At 60.0% G+C, this 21,009-nt stretch carries 16 protein-coding genes; 11 read left to right on the top strand and 5 right to left on the bottom strand.

Annotation, left to right across the window (positions count from 1 at the left end; all coding sequences use genetic code 11):
- Window positions 1–130: 130 nt before the first annotated feature.
- From GOB81_RS07025 to GOB81_RS07015, 3 genes are all read left to right on the top strand, one after another.
- Entirely contained in the window at window positions 131–514 is a 384-nt protein-coding gene (locus GOB81_RS07025; protein WP_173569663.1) for a hypothetical protein, read from the top strand.
- Between the two features lie 481 nt (window positions 515–995).
- Window positions 996–2,453, top strand: a complete 1,458-nt coding sequence (locus GOB81_RS07020; RefSeq protein ID WP_242010111.1) for a sugar porter family MFS transporter — start codon at window positions 996–998, stop codon at window positions 2,451–2,453.
- A 187-nt stretch (window positions 2,454–2,640) separates the two neighbouring features.
- Window positions 2,641–4,899 carry a TonB-dependent receptor gene (locus tag GOB81_RS07015; protein WP_194299833.1) on the top strand — a complete coding sequence of 753 codons (2,259 nt, stop codon included), beginning with the start codon at window positions 2,641–2,643 and terminating at the stop codon, window positions 4,897–4,899.
- Window positions 4,900–4,957: 58 nt separating this feature from the next.
- Here GOB81_RS07015 and GOB81_RS07010 read toward each other — a convergent pair whose 3' ends face one another.
- On the bottom strand, window positions 4,958–6,163 hold the full coding sequence (locus GOB81_RS07010; RefSeq protein ID WP_173569661.1) for a molybdopterin molybdotransferase MoeA: 1,206 nt from the start codon (window positions 6,161–6,163) through the stop codon (window positions 4,958–4,960).
- Window positions 6,164–6,319: 156 nt separating this feature from the next.
- Here GOB81_RS07010 and rpmG point away from each other — a divergent pair, with 156 nt between their 5' ends.
- Window positions 6,320–6,487, top strand: coding sequence for a 50S ribosomal protein L33 (gene rpmG / locus GOB81_RS07005; RefSeq protein ID WP_173569660.1), 168 nt, complete (start codon window positions 6,320–6,322; stop codon window positions 6,485–6,487).
- Between the two features lie 386 nt (window positions 6,488–6,873).
- On the opposite strand, the gene GOB81_RS07000 is transcribed toward rpmG, so the two are convergent.
- Together GOB81_RS07000 and eno are read right to left on the bottom strand one after the other, a co-directional pair.
- Window positions 6,874–7,203 carry an FtsB family cell division protein gene (locus GOB81_RS07000; RefSeq protein WP_173569659.1) on the bottom strand — a complete coding sequence of 110 codons (330 nt, stop codon included), beginning with the start codon at window positions 7,201–7,203 and terminating at the stop codon, window positions 6,874–6,876.
- 178 nt (window positions 7,204–7,381) lie between these two features.
- Window positions 7,382–8,659: a phosphopyruvate hydratase gene (eno, locus tag GOB81_RS06995; RefSeq protein WP_173569658.1), complete on the bottom strand. Its 1,278-nt coding sequence runs from the start codon at window positions 8,657–8,659 to the stop codon at window positions 7,382–7,384.
- 204 nt (window positions 8,660–8,863) lie between these two features.
- Here eno and GOB81_RS06990 point away from each other — a divergent pair, with 204 nt between their 5' ends.
- Complete coding sequence (locus GOB81_RS06990; protein WP_338421331.1) at window positions 8,864–9,949, top strand: alpha/beta fold hydrolase; 1,086 nt, start codon at window positions 8,864–8,866, stop codon at window positions 9,947–9,949.
- Window positions 9,950–10,055: 106 nt separating this feature from the next.
- Here the strand turns inward: GOB81_RS06990 and GOB81_RS06985 are convergent, their stop codons facing one another.
- Complete coding sequence (locus GOB81_RS06985) at window positions 10,056–12,290, bottom strand: TonB-dependent receptor domain-containing protein (protein ID WP_173569657.1); 2,235 nt, start codon at window positions 12,288–12,290, stop codon at window positions 10,056–10,058.
- A gap of 167 nt (window positions 12,291–12,457) precedes the next feature.
- On the opposite strand from GOB81_RS06985, the gene GOB81_RS06980 reads away from it, so the two are divergent.
- The 3 genes from GOB81_RS06980 to GOB81_RS06970 all read left to right on the top strand — a co-directional run bounded on the left by GOB81_RS06980 (window position 12,458) and on the right by GOB81_RS06970 (window position 14,947).
- Entirely contained in the window at window positions 12,458–12,916 is a 459-nt protein-coding gene (locus tag GOB81_RS06980) for a hypothetical protein (protein ID WP_242010110.1), read from the top strand.
- Window positions 12,916–13,818, top strand: a complete 903-nt coding sequence (locus GOB81_RS06975) for a cytochrome-c peroxidase (protein ID WP_242010109.1) — start codon at window positions 12,916–12,918, stop codon at window positions 13,816–13,818. Before GOB81_RS06980 ends, GOB81_RS06975 begins: the two co-directional genes overlap by 1 nt.
- A 160-nt stretch (window positions 13,819–13,978) precedes the next feature.
- Complete coding sequence (locus tag GOB81_RS06970) at window positions 13,979–14,947, top strand: mitochondrial fission ELM1 family protein (protein WP_242010108.1); 969 nt, start codon at window positions 13,979–13,981, stop codon at window positions 14,945–14,947.
- A gap of 10 nt (window positions 14,948–14,957) precedes the next feature.
- Here GOB81_RS06970 and GOB81_RS06965 read toward each other — a convergent pair whose 3' ends face one another.
- Complete coding sequence (locus GOB81_RS06965; RefSeq protein WP_173569655.1) at window positions 14,958–17,003, bottom strand: NAD(+) synthase; 2,046 nt, start codon at window positions 17,001–17,003, stop codon at window positions 14,958–14,960.
- Between the two features lie 311 nt (window positions 17,004–17,314).
- Between GOB81_RS06965 and accD the strand changes: the two genes are divergently transcribed.
- From accD to GOB81_RS06950, 3 genes are all read left to right on the top strand, one after another.
- A complete protein-coding gene (accD, locus tag GOB81_RS06960; protein WP_173569654.1) occupies window positions 17,315–18,238 on the top strand; it encodes an acetyl-CoA carboxylase, carboxyltransferase subunit beta in 924 nt (307 codons plus the stop codon).
- A gap of 63 nt (window positions 18,239–18,301) precedes the next feature.
- Window positions 18,302–19,654, top strand: a complete 1,353-nt coding sequence (locus GOB81_RS06955; RefSeq protein WP_173569653.1) for a bifunctional folylpolyglutamate synthase/dihydrofolate synthase — start codon at window positions 18,302–18,304, stop codon at window positions 19,652–19,654.
- Between the two features lie 110 nt (window positions 19,655–19,764).
- Complete coding sequence (locus tag GOB81_RS06950; RefSeq protein ID WP_338421330.1) at window positions 19,765–20,847, top strand: hypothetical protein; 1,083 nt, start codon at window positions 19,765–19,767, stop codon at window positions 20,845–20,847.
- Window positions 20,848–21,009: the final 162 nt, after the last annotated feature.

Raw genomic sequence — 21,009 nt, 5'->3', positions numbered from 1 at the left:
ACGGGTTTTTCATTCCGCCTTTCCCAAACGGCAATGAAAATGCCCATAATTCGCCACGAAACAGGTGCTTCATTGATTCTGGATCAGGACACAGCACGCGCTTCTGCGCCACAGGTCCGGGATAAATGATATGAACAAGACACTTCGCTCACTCATCGCCATTCCTGCCCTTATGGGCCTCGTCGCGGGTAGCGCCGCGCTTCCTTCGGTCGCTCATGCGCAACCATGGGGCGGCGGTCCGCATCGCGGAGGCTATTATGGCGGCGGTTTTGGCGGACCGGGTCCGCGCTGGCATCATCCGCGTGGATGGGGAAATGGTGCCGTCGTCGGTGGCGTGCTGGGCGGTCTGGCCGTCGGCGCAGTAGCTGGCATGGTGATGGCAAGCCCGCCTCCTCCGCCGCCCCCGCAGATGGTGTATGCTGCTCCCCCGCCGCCGCAGGTTTATGTGGCGCCCATGCCTTATGGCGCACCAGCCCCGGCTTATGGCGGGTATGGCGGCTACTCGGGCTGGTAATCACCTTAACTTTACGCACTGTCCGCTGCATTTTCACGGCCCGAGGCTTTTCAGCCCGGGCCGTTTTTCATATCTGCAACAGTTCGCCCCATGATGGATCATCGGTGCGCTGAAGTATCCTCATCATAAAAACTGTTTTGGATTCAATAACGATTCCTTACGTCACAATAAAATTAGAAACAAATTCGAAAAGATACAAAAAATAAAAGGAAACTTTTGAAATACCATATTGTTACTCAACTTATTATTCACAAAAACGTCATTGTATGATACGGTTTCCCCGTCGGACGCAATAAAGAAGAGTGAAACAAACAGTCCCTTTGCGCTGAGTACAGCGGATTTTTGAACTAAACACGCTCACATGCGTTCGGGCATGCAAATCAGGAGCAGCGCTGGCATTCCGGAAACGCCGGACGCCTTTTCCTGATTTTACAAGATGGGCCTCTCACCACCCCTGCCACAACATGGAGGAATACAAACCTTGACCACCCCAAACAGCCCAGCAGCCAGTCTGCCTTCAGCTGTAAACTCAGTCGACATCTCCCCGAATGCAGACAGAACCCTCTGGATCGCAACCATCGTGGCCGCCATCTGCGGTGGCCTCTATGGATACGATACAGGCATCATCTCCGGTGCACTGCTGCTCATCACACGGGACTTTCATCTTTCCATCACACAGCAGGAATGGGTCGCTTCCGCGATTCTGGCCGGTGCAGCCGTAGGTGCCATCGGTTTCGGCTGGTCGTCGGAAAAGTTCGGTCGCCGGGCAACCGTCATTTTCGTGACAATGGTCTTCGTGATCGGCTCTCTGGCCTGTGCGTTCGCCCCTGACGTCACCGCGCTGATCTCCGCGCGGTTCTTCCTCGGCCTCGCAGTTGGCGGATCAACGCAGGTTGTGCCCACCTACATCTCCGAACTGGCCCCACATCACAGACGCGGCAACCTGGTGACGATGTTCAATGTCGCCATCGGCGTAGGCATCCTGCTTGCCAACATTGCCGGATTGCTGATGCGCGACCAGTGGGGCTGGCGTCCGATGGTCGCCGCTGCGGCGCTGCCAGCGGCGTTCGTGTGCATCACAATGTTCTTTCTGCCCAAAAGCCCACGCTGGACCGCCCGCAACGAAGGGCTCGGCGAGGCTGCGGAACAGCTTGGGCGCATCCGCTCATCGCGGGAGGTCATTCGCAGGGAAGTTCGTGAAATCCACTCGAACATGCAGAGGATCGACACGAAGGAAAAAGGCTGGAAAGGCCTTACCCTCCCATGGGTACGCCCTGCCGTGATCGCAGCGCTGGGCGTGGCGTTTTTCACGCAGGCCGGTGGCCTCGAAATGATGATCTACTATACCCCCACGTTTCTGACCGACGCCGGTTTCGGACCGGAGTGGTCCCTGTGGGCAAGTCTTGGTGTGGCGATCGTCTATTGCATCATGACCCTGCTGGGCTGTCTGTTCGTTGATCGCATAGGCCGTCGTCGCCTCATGCTGATCATGGGACCGGGCGCTGTCGTGAGTCTGATCGGCCTTGGCATCTGCTTCGCACTGCACCCGACGGCGGGCAGTGTCGGCAGCTACGCCGTGCTCGCCTTCCTGCTCCTGTTCATGCTGTTCAACTCCGGTGGCATTCAGGTGGTGGGCTGGCTGACCGGCGCGGAAATGTTCCCCCTGCCGATGCGGGGAGCCGCCACCAGCGCACATGCCGCTGTTCTGTGGGGCAGTAATCTCGTAGTGACCGCCACCACACTGCAACTGGTGCAGTTCCTGACGCTGGGCGGCACCATGTGGTTTTACGCAGCCATCAATCTCGCGAGTGTCATCTTCGTCTGGTTTCTGGTGCCGGAAACGGCCGGGGCTTCTCTCGAAAATATCGAGACCGCTCTCCGCCGAGGCACTTTCCGTCCTCATATCGGCCAGAGCCCGCGCATCCTCGACAATATCTGAACGACCCTTCGTTCTGAGAAACCGGCGAAACGCTGTCCCCGATCTTCGGGGGCAGCGTTTTTGTTTGAGGCGCCGGTAGTGGGGCGCCCCGTGGCGCTTTCCTTTCGCTCTCCATTATTTTTAGGATTGTTATGTTATAACATTACAATGTAAGGAGGCGAAAGACCCTGACACTATCGGATGTTCCATGAGACGCATCGTCCGTCACCGCGCCCCTTTCTTCCTTTTCAGCTCACTCATTGCCTGCCGGGAGCTGATCGCGCCTGTGCATGCGCAGACGATCCCCTCGAGCACGGACACAGAAGCGAAGAAACCGGCGGCTTCAACAATCACGAAAAAACCTGCCCGCAGCGTAGTGAGCACGACGGACGAACACATCATCGTCACGGCGCATCTCGATCGCCAGCGGAGCAGTCTCCAGCCGTCCACCGGCGCGACCGTCTATCGCTTCTCCCGCAAGGATATCGAAAAGATTCCGGGCGGCGAGAATGCCCCCCTGAACAGCGTTTTGCTTCAGGCCCCCGGCGTGGCACAGGACAGCTATGGACAGCTCCATATTCGCGGCGACCACAATGAAGTGCAGTTCCGACTGGATGGTGTGATGCTGCCGGAAGGGCTGAGCGTGTTCGGTCAGGCACTGATGACCCGGTTCGCCCATTCCCTGTCCATGACCACCGGCGCACTGCCCAGTGAATATGGGCTTCTGCAGGCTGGCGTCATCGACATCACGACGAAAAACGGTACATCAGACGCAGGCGGCAATGCCTCCGTCTATGGCGGTGCGCGCGATTATTTCCTGCCGTCGCTGCAATATGGCGGACATAACGGAAAATGGGACTATTTCGCCACCGCCGATTTCGTGCACAACCGCGTCGGGATCGAGAACCCGACACCGAGTTTCACGGCCCTGCACGATCTGAGCAACCAGTACCATGTGCTCGGCCATCTGCGCTATACGGCTGACGACAACACCCGGATCAGCTTCACCGCAGGCGTGTCCAACGCTCAGTATCAGCTTCCGAACAACCCCGGACAACAGAGGCAGTTTGCCAATCCGTTCTTCCTGAACAGCGCCTTGTCACACCAGCTTTACGGCAGCGTCGACAGCGCCGCCCTCAATGAAGAGCAAAAAGAGATCACCGATTTCGGAATCCTGTCACTCCAGAAGGAAATCGGAAATATCAGCCTGCAATCATCGGCTATCGTGCGTTACAGCTCGCTCGGCTATTCGCCTGATCCGCTCGGGGATCTGGTCTATAACGGCATTTCCCAGCATGCGCAGCGATCGGTGTTCTCGTCCGGCTCGCAGTCCGATCTGACATGGCGGGTCGCACCCCGTCACACACTGCGTTTCGGTTATCAGGCCTATGTGGAACGCACGGTCTCCAAGACGGATTCGACCGTCTACAGCCAGACCGGCACGGATGAAGACCGCAACCCCTCCTATAGCGGCCTCACCCAGTCCATCCATGACGGGACCGGACGGACAGGCTGGGTGTATGGTCTTTACGCTCAGGACGAATGGCAGCTGCTGAAAAACCTGACGATCAATTACGGCCTGCGGTTCGATGGCGTGGATGAATACACCCATTCGAAACAGGTCAGCCCACGTCTGAACATCGTCTGGACGCCGTGGAAGGGCGGTACATTCCATATCGGCTATTCCCGCTACTTCACACCGCCGCCGTTCGAGCTTGTCGGCGGCACGCAGCTTGGAAAGTTCGCCAACACGTCCGCCGCACCGGCAACGCTTCAGGACTCGATGGTCAAGTCGGAACGGGACCACTATTTCGATGCAGGGTTCTCACAGGAAATTCTGCCGCACTGGCATGCGTCCTTCGACGCTTACCTGAAGCTGGCCAAAAACATGATCGACGAAGGCCAGTTCGGTTCACCCGTCATTCTGTCGGCCTTCAATTATCGCCGCGGAAAGGTGCATGGTTACGAGTTCACGACGGACTATTCTTATGGTCCGTTCAGCATCTATGGCAATTTCTCGTGGTCCCGCGCCATGGGTAAGGACATCGTGTCTGCTCAGTGGAATTTCGATCCGACTGATCTGGCCTATATCAGTCGGAACTGGATCCATCTCGATCATGACCAGCGCTGGACGGCCTCCGCCGGCGGCAGCTACACGGCGTTTCGCCACACCGGCCATCCGCTGCGCCTCTCCACGACCATGGTGTATGGCAGCGGTCTGCGCGAGGATGCCGCCGTTCCAAATGGTGGCTCCGTACCGCAATATGTCACGTTCAATCTCGCGGTCGTCCAGACTTTCAACAATCTGTTCCACACCCGTTATCTGAAGGGCACGGAACTGCGTCTGGACGTCACCAACCTGTTCGACCGGCGCTACGAACTGCGCAGCGGTTCCGGTATCGGCGTGGGTGCGCCCCAATATGGCCTGCGCCGGACCATTCTGACCGGTATTTCGCAGCGGTTCTGACCGTCTTTCCGCAGCAGGGCAGTCCGGAAACGGAGCGCCCTGTTTGCATTTACCCTCGTCAGTCGATCCCGCCACCGAAACGCACAATCCGGCACATCTCGCCGCGCTTTGCTTCCGGCGCGAAACGCTCGCGCAGAAGCAGCGCATCGCAGGCGGAAAGAGGCGCCATCATCGACGAATCCTGTCTCGAAAACGGCGTCGCCCACAACGTGCCGTCTTCATCCCGGCTCAGCGTGGCGCGGAGATAATCGAAACGCTGGTCATTGGCGGACACATCGCTGGCAAGCCGCGCGGGTTCCGTGCCGTCACCCGTCACGACCTCGGCACACATCGCTCTCAGGGCAGGCAGCACGAAGACCGTGCTACACACGAAGACCGCCACCGGATTGCCCGGCAGGCCAATGACCGGCGTTCTGCCCATCCTGCCGAACATCAGCGGTTTACCCGGCCGCATGGCGATCTTCCAGAAATCGGTGACCAGACCGCTTTCCCCCAATGCCTTTTTCACCAGATCATAGTCACCGACACTTGCGCCGCCGATGGTGAGCAGCAGATCGACCGTATCAAGCTGGCTCGTGCTGGTGGTCAGGGAGTCCATGGTATCGCGTGCCACAGGCAGGATAACCGGCTCTGCCCCCGCCTTGCGCAGAAGAGCAGCCAGCATGAAAGCGGCGGAACCGACGATGGCGCCCGCAGGTACCGCATCGCCCGGCAGCACGATTTCGTCTCCCGTGCTGAGGATCGCGACACGTGGACGTCGCCGGACCGTGATCCACGGACAGTTGGCGCTGGCCGCCACCCCGACATCGCGGGCCGACAGGCGTTTCCCAACCGGCACCACGACCTGACCGCTGGCAAAATCCAGCCCCTTGGGACGAATGAACCGTCCCTGGGAGACAGGCTCGGTGACAGTGATCCGGTCGCTCTCCCGCGTGGTGTTTTCCTGAATGAGGACGGCATCGGCCCCCTCCGGCATGACACTGCCGGTGAAGATACGCAGGCACGTTCCGGGCGTAACGCTCCTGTCGCTGGGATGCCCGGCCGGTATCTCGCCGATAATATCGAGTTGCGCGCCACGCGTCGTATCGGCAGCCTGCACGGCATATCCATCCATGGAGGAGACGTCTGCGGGAGGATTGGAAAGCCGTGCCACAACCGGTGCCGCGCTGATCCGACCGCAGGCTTCAAGCAGCGATACGGTCTCCGTACCGAGGACCGGCAGGGCGGAAACGATTCGTTGAAGAGCTTCTGAGACCTCGATCATGGACTGATTCCGAATTTTTTGGGGCTCCAGAGCCATCTGAAGTGCATGAAAGCTTGACCGGAGGCCCACGGATGCGCAATTTGCGGCGAACTTGAACACGACCGCGATCAGGGGTGCAAATCCGGACCTGCGGTCAGGCACGATTCTGAGGATCTCATGGCAAAGAGCAACGTCATCCAGATCCGGCTCGTCTCTTCTGCGGACACCGGATATTTCTACGTCACGAAAAAGAACGCACGGTCACAGACCGGCAAGCTGGAACTGAAGAAGTACGACCCGGTTGCACGCAAGCACGTCGTCTTCCGTGAAGCGAAAATTAAATAAGGCCTGCGTTCATACGCAGAGCCTGTGAAAAGCGCCGTCCTTAGCTGGAACGGCGCTTTTTCTTTGAGGGATGAGCAACGTACGCCTTTGCGGGCCGTGGGGCTTTAGCGCCAGATCACACACAAAGCCTGTTGCCGTGTGAGTCTGTGCATGAAGATCTCAAGGGAAACTGGGCGGTCTTCTTTACGAGGGCACGGCAGAGATTCGTCCCGCTCTGATACGGAGAGAACATCTTCGCCCGCGCTACGCATGGCCGGGTGGAAGACATTTTTCTGGGAAACTCTGCTCTCCGGCCACTGTAACCCGACAGCACCCAGCCCTGAACACACAGCCCGCGACTCACGCCTGTCCTCTCTCGAGGCGCAGAACCCCGTGAGAAACGCTTATCAGTAAAGCTGGTCGTGCTTGTCGTAGGGAACGACGATGTCGTTCGGATTCGCAAGGTTGAGCATCGCCCGCGCCCGCTCGTCCAGAATATCCGGATTGAGCGCACCTTCGCTCAGACCCGAAACGCGACGACGCCACGCGGCCTGCTCCGTCACGGCATTGGTCTGTGACTCATGGGCCTGATCAAGCAGCTGAAGCTGCTCATGATAGGATTTCATGCCATGCGCGCCCTGAGTGGCCTGCCAGCAGAAATACCCAGTGAGAGCGAGAAAGACTGAGGGGGGGAGGACCGCGTTGGCGGCACGTCGCATCATCCGGCCAAGCTGCATACGAATCGGGACCTCCGAACAGTCAGAATAAGGGCGTTTGAAGCCTGTCCCATAAAGTATCGCAAGATATGGTTTAAAAAAGGCGAAATGGCCGAATTATTAAAATTCCGGCAGATGCGGCCTTTCGGCAACAGCGGGGAGCGCCCCCGTTCGACAAACGAACGGGGGCGGCTTCACCTTATTTCTTCAGGATCGTGCGGCCAGCATAAACGGCAGCCGTCGCCAGTTCCTGCTCGATCCGCATGAGCTGGTTGTATTTCGCCGTGCGGTCGGAGCGGCACAGGGAACCGGTCTTGATCTGACCGCAGTTCGTGGCGACGGCGAGATCGGCGATGGTCGTGTCCTCGGTTTCACCCGAACGGTGGCTCATGACGCAGCTATAGCCCGCGCGATGCGCCATCTGCACGGCGGCCAGCGTCTCGGTCAGCGTGCCGATCTGGTTCACCTTCACGAGCAGGGAGTTGGCCACGCCATCCTCAATGCCACGCGCCAGACGATCCGGGTTGGTCACGAACAGATCATCACCCACAAGCTGGACCTTCTTGCCGAGCGCCTGCGTCAGCAGCGACCAGCCCTCCCAGTCGTCCTCAGCCAGACCGTCCTCGATGGAGACAATCGGGTACCGCTTTGCCAAATCCTCAAGATAAGCCACGACCCCACCGGCATCGAGCGTCTTACCTTCACCGGCGAGGACATACTTGCCGTCCTTGTAATACTCGGTGGCGGCGCAATCGAGCGCGAAGGTCACGTCTTCGCCAGGGCGATAGCCAGCGGCTTCAACAGCACGACTGATATAGGTCAGCGCCTCATCAGCGGACTTGAGGTTCGGCGCAAAACCGCCTTCATCACCAACGTTGGTGGCCAGACCGGCAGCGGACAGGGCTTTCTTCAACTGATGGAAGATCTCTGAACCCCAGCGGATGGCGTCAGCAACCGTTGGCGCCCCGACCGGCTGGATCATGAATTCCTGAATGTCGATCGGATTATCGGCATGCTCGCCACCGTTGATGATGTTCATCATCGGCACAGGCAGCACATGGGCAAACGGGCCGCCGACATAACGGTAGAGCGGGACGCTCAGCTCCAGCGCTGATGCCTTGGCGACGGCGAGAGAAACGCCGAGGATGGCGTTTGCGCCCATGCGGCTCTTGTTCGGCGTTCCGTCCAGTTCGATCATGGCGTTGTCGATATCGATCTGGTCCTGCGACTCCGCACCCTGCAACGTCGGGAAGATCTCGTTTTCAACGTTCTCGCAGGCTTTCAGGACACCCTTGCCGCCATAGCGCGACTTGTCGCCATCCCGCAGTTCGACTGCTTCGTGCGCCCCGGTGGAGGCGCCTGAGGGAACCGCTGCCCGCGCCGTAACGCCGGAAGCCAGTTCGACTTCGACCTCAACCGTGGGATTGCCCCGGCTGTCCAGAATCTCTCGGGCGATGATGTCGACTATGGCGCTCATGGTTTGCCTCTGTTTATTGAGTTCTTATTGCAGGCGCTCACCAATGCCGGGCAGGCGCCGGACTGTTAGAGGACCGCTTCAGCCACAGTTGTCAACCGTCAAATCCGTCTCTCCGATGTGAACTTTTATCCTTCCGCAAAGGTTGTACGGGATGGGCTGGCTGCCCCTTCAGCACACGCCCCAGATCACGGAAAGGAGAGCAGCGTGAAAGACGGTCTGCAACCAGAAAAACGGGCAACCGCCACCCCTACGCTGGCTCGGAAGGGTGGTGGAAGAATGCGGACAATGTTGCGGCGCACGATCATGGTGAGCGCGCTGACAGCGGGGCTGGTGCTATCAGGTGGCGCCCATGCAGAGGACGGCCCTGCCTATGGACCGAATCTCGAAGGATTCAGCTATCCGTGGCCCGTGAAGATATTCGCTTTTCCCTCTCAGCGTCAGACACTACACATGGCCTATATGGACGTGCAGCCCGATCATCCGAACGGCAGGGTGGCGGTGCTGCTGCATGGAAAGAACTTCTGTGCTGCAACCTGGGAACAGACGATCCATGTTCTCAGCAACGCTGGCTGGCGGGTCATCGCGACGGACCAGATCGGGTTCTGCAAGTCCGACAAGCCTGAGAATTACCAGTTCTCTTTCGGCCAGCTCGCCCTGAACACCCACGCGCTTCTGGAATCGCTCAGCATTCACGAGACCACGCTGATCGGTCATTCGACCGGCGGCATGCTGGCGATACGCTATGCCCTGATGTTTCCTGCCGCCGTTCACCAGCTTGTATTGGTGGACCCGGTCGGTCTTGAGGACTGGCAGGAGAAAGGGGTGCCCTATCGCAGCGTCGATGCGTGGTATGCCAGCGAACGTGGCAAGACGGCCGATCAGATCCGCGCTTATGAGAAAAAGGTTTATTATGACGGTCACTGGCAACCGTCCTTCGAGCCCTGGGTGCAGATGCTTGCAGGAATGTATCGCGGGCCGGGGCGCGATGCGGTCGCGTGGAACTCAGCGCGCCTTTACGACATGATCTTCACGCAGCCGGTCGTGCATGAATTTCCGAAACTGACAGTCCCAACCGTGCTGATGATCGGCGACAAAGACATCACGGCCATCGGCGGGGATGCAGCATCACCAGAAGTTCGTGCCACACTCGGTCATTATCCGGAACTCGGACGCGCGGCGACTTCCGTCATACCGCACGCGAGGCTGATCGAATTTCCAGCCCTTGGCCATACACCACAGTTGCAGGACCCTGCGGCCTTTCACGAGAAGCTTATGGATGCGCTCCGATGAGGGCAACGTAGCCCCTCATCGGGAATCATATCTTCGGATCACTGACGATCACTTCAATGATTATTGAGATTGCTGGAATTCCCATGATCTCAGCGCCCTGCCTGCGTCAGCCCGAGATACGAAGATTGACGAAGAAATTACGACCTTGCGAAGGAAATCCGTCCACGAGCTGATAATTCTGGTCGAGAAGATTGGAAGCGTTAACGCCCACCTGCAGATTGGGGGTGATCTGGTAATCGACGCGGGCGGCGACATCGACGTTATGTCCGGTACGGAAATAGGCTGTTCCGGCTGTGTTCGTCGTCCAGCGGTTGGAATTGATAGAAACATTGGGAACGAAACGCAGTCCTTTGATCGGCTCCCACTGCACATAAACGAAGGCTTTGTGACTGGGAACGTCCGTCGCTTTATAGATGCGTGTGACAGGATCATTCACGCTCTGATGGATGTAGGTATAGTTGCCGCCAATGAGAAGGTTTTTCCTGACAGGCATCGAAATGGAGATTTCGGCCCCGGCATAGTTACCGCTGCTGATATTGCGACTCTGACTCACGGCCACGCCATTATAGATGGTCGGGAAATCCGCGATGAGATCGGTGAGATGCGAGTAAAACAGCGCCCCGGCAACATCGATGCTTCCGAAAGTGTGTGAGCCGCCAAGTTCATAGTTCTGGGCGCGTTCGGGACGAAGGCCGGGATTGGAGGTCGCCCCGCCGAAACGGGTGCTGAAGCGTTCGAAGAGTGTCGGGAAACGGACACGGTCGGACACACTGATATGCAGCTCGGAGACTGTGTCGGGACGCCAGCTGAGACGCGCCTGCCCATTGGGTGCACCACGGTTGCGGGTGGCATAGTTGATGACGCCCGAGGAATAGCCCTGCGCACGGTCAAGAACGCGCCACTCATAGCTGACACCAGTGGTCAGATCGAGATTGGGCAGGATACGAAAGACGTTTTCACCAGCGATACTGTAGCTTTCCTCCACGGAGGACACCTGAGGCTGCCAGCCACCGCCGGGATAGACCTGCTCCTGTTCCTGATGTTCATCGCGCCGCCCGTAGAAAGCGATGCCGAGCGTATCCTTACTGGAGATTTCCGCATCGAGACGGACGTTTCCGCCCCAGGCCGAGTCGTTGTAAAAGCTGTTGAAGGCTTTAGGTTTTGTCTGCGTATTCAGGCTGGCGTTATCGTAGCTGCTGAGCAGATTGTAAAAGGTATTGCGGTAGAGCCGCGAGCGCAGGGTCAGGCGATCGGCAAGACGTGTCCGGCTGGTCAGCGACAGACTGTCCAGATCCCATGCGGGCCATGTCCAGTCTTTCTGAGTGCTGACGGAATCGTGGACATCGAAAGGCGCTCGTTTCTGGCCTTCCTGCCGCGTGTAATTGACGGTGTATTCATCAGTGGTGTTAGGGGTGTATCCGGCCTTGACGTTGACGCGCCAGTCTTCGGAATCAGACAGAAGCCGCTTGCCTTTTCCCTGCGTCGCCGTTGGTGTGTAATTCGAAGAAAGATCGGTATGATCGACGTTGTTCACCGCGAAGCTCACCTGAGCGTACCATTTATCCTGCTTCGTGCCGACCCGACCGAAAACATTATAGCCACCATAACCGCCGTCATGGCCGAGCATGCTGCCACCCCGCAGTTCTCCTTCGATGGCTTTATGGGGCTTGCGGGTGACGAGATTGACCATGCCGCCCATGGCATCCGGCCCATCAAGAACGGAAGCATAGCCTTTGGCGACCTGAAGTTCGGCAATATCAGGCGTCAGGAAGCGCCCATAATCGAGGCGATTATCGGCGGGAAGATAAATACGGATGCCATCGACGAGCAGAGGGACCTGAAAACGGTTAAATCCGCGCACCATAATGGTGGATTCATTACGCGGACCACCGGTGCTGGCCGCATTGACACCTGGGATGAGGTTCGCAGCCTGATCGAGAGTCGTTTTGTTAAAAGTATAGATTGATTCAGCCGAAAGAGAGTTGCTTCCGACAAGGCTGTGCTGACGGTGGGTGCCGTAAACCGTGATTTCACCCGGACCGTAAATGTCGGGACTGGCTGGATCGGCCTGCGTGCTGCTGTAGCGGGATTTTCCGGGCGTGAGGGCATCGTAGGCGCTGTCCTCACGCGGAGCCTCGGCGGTCACGGCAGCATTCGCCGGAGTCAGCACGGGGCGGCTTACCGCTGGAACCACAGATTTTGTCGGCATGGGGGCGTGTATTGTCAAACCGCCTTTGCTGGCAGCAATTTTTTTGTCACTCGCCACAACTGGCATCTGGGCCTGAGCGACAGTGGCGCAGAACAGTGTGGAGAGGGCCGTAAGCGGAAGACGATGTTTCACTCAGTGACGATCCGTGGTTTATATATACAGGAATATAGTTTCGACTGCGGTATAAGGAGTGAAGTCGGGTGATTGCAAGCATGAAATGGCCAGCAGGGATGGCAATATTTACCTTGGGTGTTGCGATTGCCTCTGTGACACAGTGTTTCGCGACCGGAATGGACAGCATGCCGGGACATGAAGCCTGCCTCCCCGGACAGGTTGTCCTTCCAGAGGGACTGCGTGGCTGGTCATCGCCCGTGGAAATGAGGGCGGCAACCGAAGTTTCGGGACTGGAAAGCGCGGTTTTGACACCTGGCAAGGCGGCGCGCGTCACGTTACGGCGGACGGCCGAGATAACCTATGCCCTGCGTCCGGCAGAACCGGGCGGAAAGGTCAGTTCGGGGGGCATGATAGCCTTTGATGCACCGGTAGCCGGAACATATCGGGTCATGCTGAACGTACGGGCATGGCTCGACGTTGTGCATGACGGAAAGGCACTCGACGCTGTTCATCATCAGCATGGTCCCGCATGCAGCACCATTGGAAAGATGGTGGATTTCCCTCTGCCGGCAGGACGGTCCGTGATCCAGTTAAGTGGAAGCGGCAAGCCCGTCTCTGAAGTCATGGTGGTGCCTGTTCCGTAATGCTTTTGTCTTTCAAACGTCTTTTTGCATCCGCGTTTTGTTTACTCAGTGTCAGCCTGCTTTGCGGAGCAGGCGATCTTTCGCCACAGTATGCCCGTGAACAGCTTGGGAGGCGGCTGTTTTATGACGCCGACCTCTCCGCAGATGGCAGCATGTCCTGCGCGACCTGTCATGAGCAGCGCCATGCGTTCGCAGATGGAAACGCGACCCATCCGGGCGTCACGGACGAGGCTGGCGTGCGCAACGTGCCTTCACTCGGGAATGTCGGTGATTTCGTCACCCTGACCTGGGTGGATCAGCATATATCCCGTCTTGAAAAGCAGTTTTTTGTTCCGGTCATGGGACATCATCCGGTTGAGATGGGCATGACGGACCGGAAGACAATGACGAACCGTATCGAAGGCGATGCCTGTTATCGACGCCTGTTCGCACGCAGTTTCCCCCACGCGGAAAGACCGATCGACGCCGAAACGATTGCAATGGCCGTGGCGGCCTTTGAGAGGACTCTGGTCTCCCGGAACAGCCAGTGGGACGAAGCGCGGCGCGGTAAAGCCGTTCTGAGTGCGGAAGCGAAACGAGGTGAAGCCCAGTTTTTAGGACGCGGCGGCTGCTCGGGATGTCATGCCGCCCCTCTGTTCACGGATCAAAAGTTTTACGCCTTCGATCCGGCGGCCAACGTGCGTATCCGCACCCCTTCCTTGCGGAACGTCGGCGTGACAGCCCCTTACTGGCATGATGGCTCGGCGAAGACTCTCCATGAAGCGCTGGCGGCGCATCGGGGAACCCGGTCTTTGTCGGAGAACGATGAAAAGGCCGTGGAGGCCTTTTTGCTGACCCTGACAGACGAACAGTTCCTCCATGACGCCGCTCTGGGACTGCCGCCGGAAGCCTGTCCACCGTGAGAGGTGGCTGGCCACTTTCTCCGGGAAGCAATCCGTGACCAGTTTCTTTGATTTCGCGAACAGCCAAAAACACCATACAAAGAGTGCGAAGGGGACCCGTCTCCTTCCGAAACACGAGGCAGCGCCTCGTTCCTTTCCCCAGATTAAGGCGCTCTCCGCAATGTTCCCATCTCCAAGCCGAATTGCCGTTGTGGCCGAGGATCTGGCGGGCATGCGATCGCAGGCGTTCGGTCTGGCGGACTATATCAACCTTCCGTCGCGGTTCTGCGCCGTCCGGGCGTCGGGCCTCCTGCATCGCCGCCTGCCCTCCTCACTCTGGCCGCGCCCGCTGCTGGCGCTGTCGGAAAAACCCGTACCGGCACGGGACGATCTGGTGTTCAGCGTGGCGGGAAAAGGCGGAGCGGTCGGTGCCGCCCTGCGTCATGAAGGCCGCGCTGTCGTGCAGATCCAGAATCCCCGCATCCGCCCGGACCGGTTCGATCTGGTGATCGCCAACCATCACGACGAGATGGAAGGGCCGAACGTGCTGCTCAGCCGGACCGCACTGCATGGCCTGACCACGGCGAAACTGGCGGCTGCCCGCGCACACTGGCTGGACACGCTGCGCGTTCCGGATCGTCCCCTTCTGGCCGCGCTGGTGGGAGGCGCGAACGGACGCTTCCGGTTCGGACGCGAGGAAGCGGAGTCTCTGGCCGATCGTCTGGCGAGCGCCGCGCGACAGACGGGCGCGAAGCTGTTCATCACCACATCCCGTCGTACCGGCCCGGAAGCAACGGCCGTGCTGCGGGATGCGGTGGAGAGCGTGCACGGAACGCTGTGGAGCGACGGCGAAGACAATCCCTATCGCGGCCTTATCGCCTGTGCCGACTGGCTGGTGGTGACGGCGGACAGCGTGTCGATGATATCGGAAGCGGTGGCGAGCAGCGTGCCGGTCTATGTGCAGCGCCTCCCCGGAAAGTCCCGCCGGATCGGCCTGTTTCTCGCGACACTGGAAGATGCCGGGCGCATCAGGATGTTCGAGGGCGACGTGGAAAACTGGCCGGTCACACCGCTGGATGACACGCCGCTGGTAGCGCATGAAATGTGCGAACGGCTTGGCCTGTCGCGCCTCCTCCAGACAGGCGCGTAACGAACGCCCATTAGGTCGACGGCACGTTCCGCTCAAGCTCCTCCAGCCAGACCAGCGCGTTGCCGTCCGAAGGGGCGCGCCAGTCGCCACGCGGGGAGAGTGCCCCACCCGCCACGATCTTCGGTCCGTTGGGCATTGCCGACCGCTTGAACTGGCTGGTGGTGAAGAAGCGCTGAAGGAAGACGCCCAGCCAGTGCCGAATGGTCGGCAGGTCGTAGGCAACGCGGTCCTCGTCCGGAAAACCGGGGGGCCATGCGCCGATATCGGCCTCCCGCCATGCGTGCTCGGCCAGAAAGGCGATTTTCGACGGGCGAAAACCGTAACGCAGCACATGGAACAGCGAGAAATCGTGCAGCGCGTACGGCCCGATGGTCGCCTGCGTGCTCTGCACAATACCGTCCGCGTCCGGCGGCACGAGTTCGGGTGAAATCTCCGTCGCCAGAATCGCCCTGAGGATCGCCACGGTCTCCGGGCTGAACTGGCCCGATGACATGAACCACCGGATGAGATGCTGGATCAGCGTCTTGGGCAGCCCCGCATTGACGTTGTAATGCGCCATCTGGTCGCCCACGCCGTAGGTGCACCAGCCGAGCGCCAGTTCCGACAGATCGCCGGTGCCGAGCACGATGCCGCCCCGCTGGTTGGCGAGCCGGAAAAGGAAGTCCGTCCGCAGACCGGCCTGCACATTCTCGAAGGTGATGTCATACACCGGATGCCCCTGCGCATAGGGGTGCCCGATCTGCTTCAGCATCAGTTCCGCCGCCGGACGGATGTCGAGTTCCTCTGCCGTGACGCCAAGGGCGTTCATCAGGGCATGGGCGTTGGTTCTGGTCTCCGTGCTGGTGCCGAAGCCGGGCATGGTGAAGGCGAGGACCGAATCGCGGTTGAGACCGAGATCGTCGGCGGCGCGCACGGCGATGAGGAGCGCCTGTGTCGAATCGAGTCCCCCAGACACGCCGATCACCATCTTCTGCGCGCCGGTGGCGGCCATGCGCTGACGCAGGGCGGAAACCTGAATGGTGCAGGCTTCGTAACAGTCCTGCTGCAACCGGTCGGGATCGGCGGGCACGAAGGGGAAGCGGGGCACCGTCCGCATCAGGCCGATATCCTCGACCGGAGGCGCGAAGGTCCGCGTGATCCGTCGCCAGCCGCTGGTGTCTTCCTCCATGGTGGCGTTCGTCTCGAAGGAGGTCATCCGCATGCGATCCTGCCGCAGCAGGTCGAGATCGATATCCGCCAGAACGTGCCGGGGGCCGCCGGGAAAGCGGTCGCTGGCTTTCAGGAGGCTTCCGTTTTCGAAGATGGAAACCTGACCGTCCCATGCCACGTCGGTGGTCGATTCCCCTTCGCCCGCCGCTGCATAGAGATAGGCTGCATGACAGCGTGCGGACTGGGAGCGGCACAGCATGTCGCGCTCGTCGGCCTTGCCCACGGTGATGTCACTGGCCGACAGGTTGGCCAGCACGGTCGCACCCGCCAGAGCCGCCCGCGTGCTCGGGGGGAGCGGCACCCAAACATCCTCGCAGATCTCGATGCCAAGACAGAAGCCGGGAATGTCACGCGCCTCGAACAGCAGATCCGTCCCGAATGGCACGTCCGTGCCCGCCACATGAATCGCCTCGCCCGTGATGCCGGCGCCGGGTGTGAACTGGCGGCCTTCATAGAACTCACGGTAATTCGGCAGATAGGATTTCGGCACGACGCCAAGGATCTCGCCCCTGTGGATGGCGACGGCGCAGTTATAGAGTGCGTTGCGATGGCGCAGCGGTGCACCGACGAGGACCAGCGGCAGGAGGGTTTTGGTGGCGACGGCAATCTCGGTCAGCGCCTCCTCGACGGCGTCCAGCAGCACATCCTGCTGGCGCAAATCGTCGATCGCGTAGCCCGACACACCCAGTTCCGGAAACACTGCCAGAATCGCACCCTGCCGGGAGCAGGCCGTGGCGCATTCGATGGTCCGCGCCGCGTTCAGGCGAGGATCGGCAAGTCCGACGGGGAGCGTGCAGGCCGCCACACGGGCAAAGCCGTGACGGTAAAGGGAGTGAAAATCCCGCATGACATACCCCGCGCAGTCGTGGACAGATTGCAAGTCTACCCTATACCGATGCGGCGCGGGCAGGCCAAACAGGTTCCATCAGGCTCTGGTGTTTCCCGATGCGCGTCCCCGAAAGCGCCTCCTCATGGTCTCCTGGAAGAGCTGCCTGCGGAAGCTGGGCGGGTGCCCCGGTTTCCGTGGGGAAATATCCTCCTGATGCCGCATACTTGGCATCAGGGCGCAGGAAAGCTATGCAGAGCCCCCTTGAGCAGCCCGCGGCCTTACGGCGTGCGGGGCTGACCGTTTTCTTTTTCCTTGCGCGGAGTTCAGGCATGAGCTGGCTGACCGAATATGTCCGGCCCAAGATCCGGGGACTGCTCAAGCGCGACGTTCCGGACAATCTGTGGACCAACTGCCCGTCCTGTCACCAGATGGTGCTGGTGAAGGAACTGCGTCGCACACTGAATGTCTGCCCGCATTGCGGCTTCCACATGAAGGTGCCCGCGGCCGACCGTTTCGAGTGGACGTTCGATCCCGGCAGCTACACCTGCATCGAACTGCCGAAAGTCCCCGCTGATCCGCTCGGTTTCCGCGACCAGAAACGCTACTCGGACCGCCTGAAGGACGCCCGCGTCAAATCGGGTCTGGAGGATGCGCTTCCTGTCGCGCACGGCAAGATCAGTGGCCATCCGGCGGTCGTGGCCGTCATGGCCTATGAATTCATGGCGGGCACCATGGGAACGGCGCTCGGTGAGGCCTTCGTGGCCGCAGCCCGGCTGGCGATTCTCCAGCGCGCGCCGCTTGTCATCTTTACCGCGTCCGGCGGCGCGCGCATGCAGGAAGGCATTCTCAGCCTGATGCAGATGCCACGCACGACGGTCGCTGTCGAAATGCTTAAAGACGCCGGACTGCCCTACATCGTGGTGCTCACCGATCCGACGACCGGCGGCGTCTCCGCCTCCTTCGCCATGCTTGGCGATGTGCAGATCGCGGAGCCGAAGGCGCTGATCGGCTTTGCTGGTCCGCGTGTGATCGAGGACACGGTACGCGAAAAGCTGCCCGAAGGCTTCCAGCGGTCGGAATACCTACTTGAGCACGGCATGCTGGACATGGTGGTCGAGCGCAAGAACCTGCGGGAAACTCTGGGTCGCGTGATCGGCCTGCTGACCGATGCCCCTCCGGGAGAGGTTTTCACCAGCACACTGCCGGATCCGGAAGAACCCGGCTCGGAAGAAAACCCACTCCCCACGGACTGACCTGACATGGCGGGCGTCGCTTTCACGGGAGGACGTCCCCAGTGACTGCATGGGAATGACCTCATGACCGATCCGACGGCCGCCACCTCAAAAGCAACCGCGCCGGGGAAACCTGCCCTGGGGGCCGAATTCACCGGACGGACCGGCACCGTGCTGGAACGGCTCAACCGGCTCTATCCGGCCCTGATCGACCTTTCGCTCGGACGTCTGGAAGCCCTGCTGGCAAAGCTCGGCCACCCCGAGCGCCACCTGCCTCCCGTCATTCATGTCGCCGGCACCAACGGCAAGGGCAGCACCTGCGCCAACCTCCGCGCCATTGGCGAGGCGGCGGGCTGGCGCGTGCATGTCATGACCTCCCCGCATCTGGTGGATGTGACGGAACGGTTTCGGGTCGCCGGAAAGCTGGTCAGCGAGAATGAGCTGGTCGCGACTCTGGAGGAGATCGAGCAAGTGAATGCCGGGCAGCCGATCACCGTATTCGAAGTTCTGACCGCCGCCGGTTTCCAGCTGTTTTCGCGCCATCCCGCCGAACTGGCGATCATCGAAGTCGGGCTGGGCGGTCGCTTTGACGCGACCAACGTGCTGCCGAAGGTCGCGGCCTGTGCCATCACCGCTATCTCGATGGATCACGAGGCCTTTCTGGGCAGCACGCTTACCGCCATCGCGGGTGAGAAAGCCGGGATCATCAAGCCGGGTGTCCCGGCCGTCTCGGGTCGCCAGCCTGCGGCGGTGCGTGCGGTGCTGGAGCATGAAGCCGCAAGCCGTGGCGCGCCACTCTGGCTCCGGGACCGGGAGTGGCATCTTCGACGTGGGGAAGACGGGCTTTCGCTGATCTATGAGGATTCGCGGGGCACACTGACGCTCCCGGAACCGGCGCTGGTAGGGGCTCATCAGGACGACAATGCCGGGCTGGCCATCGCCACCCTGCGCGCGAGCGGGCTACCGGTGCCCGAATCGGCATGGTCGGGCATTGCCCGGGCAAGCTGGCCTGCACGGCTTCAGCAACTTCATGGCGATCTGGCCACGCAGCTTCCAGCGGGTTGGGAACTCTGGCTGGACGGGGGGCACAATCCGGGCGCGGGAGAAGCACTGGTTCCTGTGCTGGAACGCTGGGCTGACCGACCGCTGCATATCCTTGTCGGCATGAAGCAGACGAAGGACGCTTCCGGATTTCTTGCACCCCTTCTCGACCATGCGACGACGGTGTGGGCCGTGGCGGAACCGGACCAGCATCTGGCGCTGGCGGTCGGGGACATCGTAAGTGCGAGCAAAGGGCGGGCGCATCCCGGTCCCGACATTGCCTCCGCACTTGCCGCCCTGCCGGACAGAAACGGTGCGCCTGCCCGCGTGCTGATCTGCGGCAGTCTTTATCTGGCGGGAGTTGTATTGAAAAAAGACGGATGGAACGCTTCGTAACAGGCGTCGGTAAGAGAGCGTTAATCGCCTCGCTCTAGGAGAGGAAGTCCATTGTTTCTCTCATAAGCGAGGCGCTCTTGCGCAAGATATTCCTGTGTTTGGGACTTTCCGTGACGGCCCTGACGGCAAGCCAGAAAGCGCATGCCCAGTTCGCGCCCGCGCACAGCGACACCTATCTTGATTCCCGGCGGGATTCCGAGCTTCACCACCAGACACTCGCCCGCATGCTGATGACGATCGGCATGAATCCTGACGAGGCGCCGCCGCTGGATACCGTAACGCCGTCCGCCTACCAGATGCCGACGCGCCCCTTTGCCCGGGAGGAGACTCCGCCCCGCAAACCTCATCGACCACTTCCAAACCTTCCGCATTACAATCCTGCCGGGAGCTATGAAGCGCCACGGCGTATTCCCGCTGTCGTGCAGGTCAATCGGGAAATCGGGCTGTCGATGACGGGGGCGTGGAGCAACTACAAGGAAAAGCCTCTCTGGGCGGGACCGTCGACAGGATATGACCGGGAAACGGGCTGGGTGCCGGGCTTCCAGTTCGATGCTTCGGACATGTTCGACATGTATGAAATCGACCATGTGTTTCTCGCGCTTCATTTCGCGCTCGGAGACGGGAATGTCGGCTATAATGGCTCTATATGGAATCTGGCGGGCGGAATCGCGCCTTACAAAACATCGTCCCACCGCCTGACGACCGATAGCCGGATCGAGATCGGCAAAGGCTTTATGGTCAATAACAGTTTCATGATCACACCCACTATTGTGGGCGGTTACTGGTCATGGAACCGGGATATCAAAGGCGGAGAGGGCGTTGCCTCCTCCAGCGAAGCCTATGGTGGCTTTCTGGCGGGCATCATGGTGCATCTCGATTATGCCATTACAGATGCCTTCGTTCTGCGCGGGCAGTTGGGGTGGACCGAACTGCTTGGCTCGCGCATGGATGCAGCCGGTACAAACGGAACCTTTCACCTGCGCCCGCGTCCGGAATGGAGTGCCGCGCTGGATTTCGATTACCGGATCTCCCACTCGATTCACCTGATTGCAGGCGTTCGATACGCTTATTATTCCTTTGGCCGCAGCCAGTCTCAGCTGCAGCATGACGGTCCTTTTCCTTACAGCCTTTACGAGCCCAGCAGCTGGACGAATGGCGTCACCATGCACACCGGTCTCGCGTACGCTTTTTGATATCGGTCTCACGGCCCCTTCAGCCTGATATCTCTGATTGCGGCATCCAGTCCCGATGCCTCTACTCGTGCCGGAAAAAACCATGAACAGATGCGGTTCCTGGTAAGGACAGCTATGTGACACAGGGAGCATGAACGGACGGAGAGGACAAAGCGTCCAGCC

The sequence above is a fragment of the Acetobacter conturbans genome, from assembly GCF_011516755.1.
GTDB classification, from domain to species: domain Bacteria; phylum Pseudomonadota; class Alphaproteobacteria; order Acetobacterales; family Acetobacteraceae; genus Acetobacter; species Acetobacter conturbans.
The sequence above is the reverse complement of the archived record's forward strand: the minus strand, read 5'-3'. Positions and strand labels throughout refer to the sequence as shown.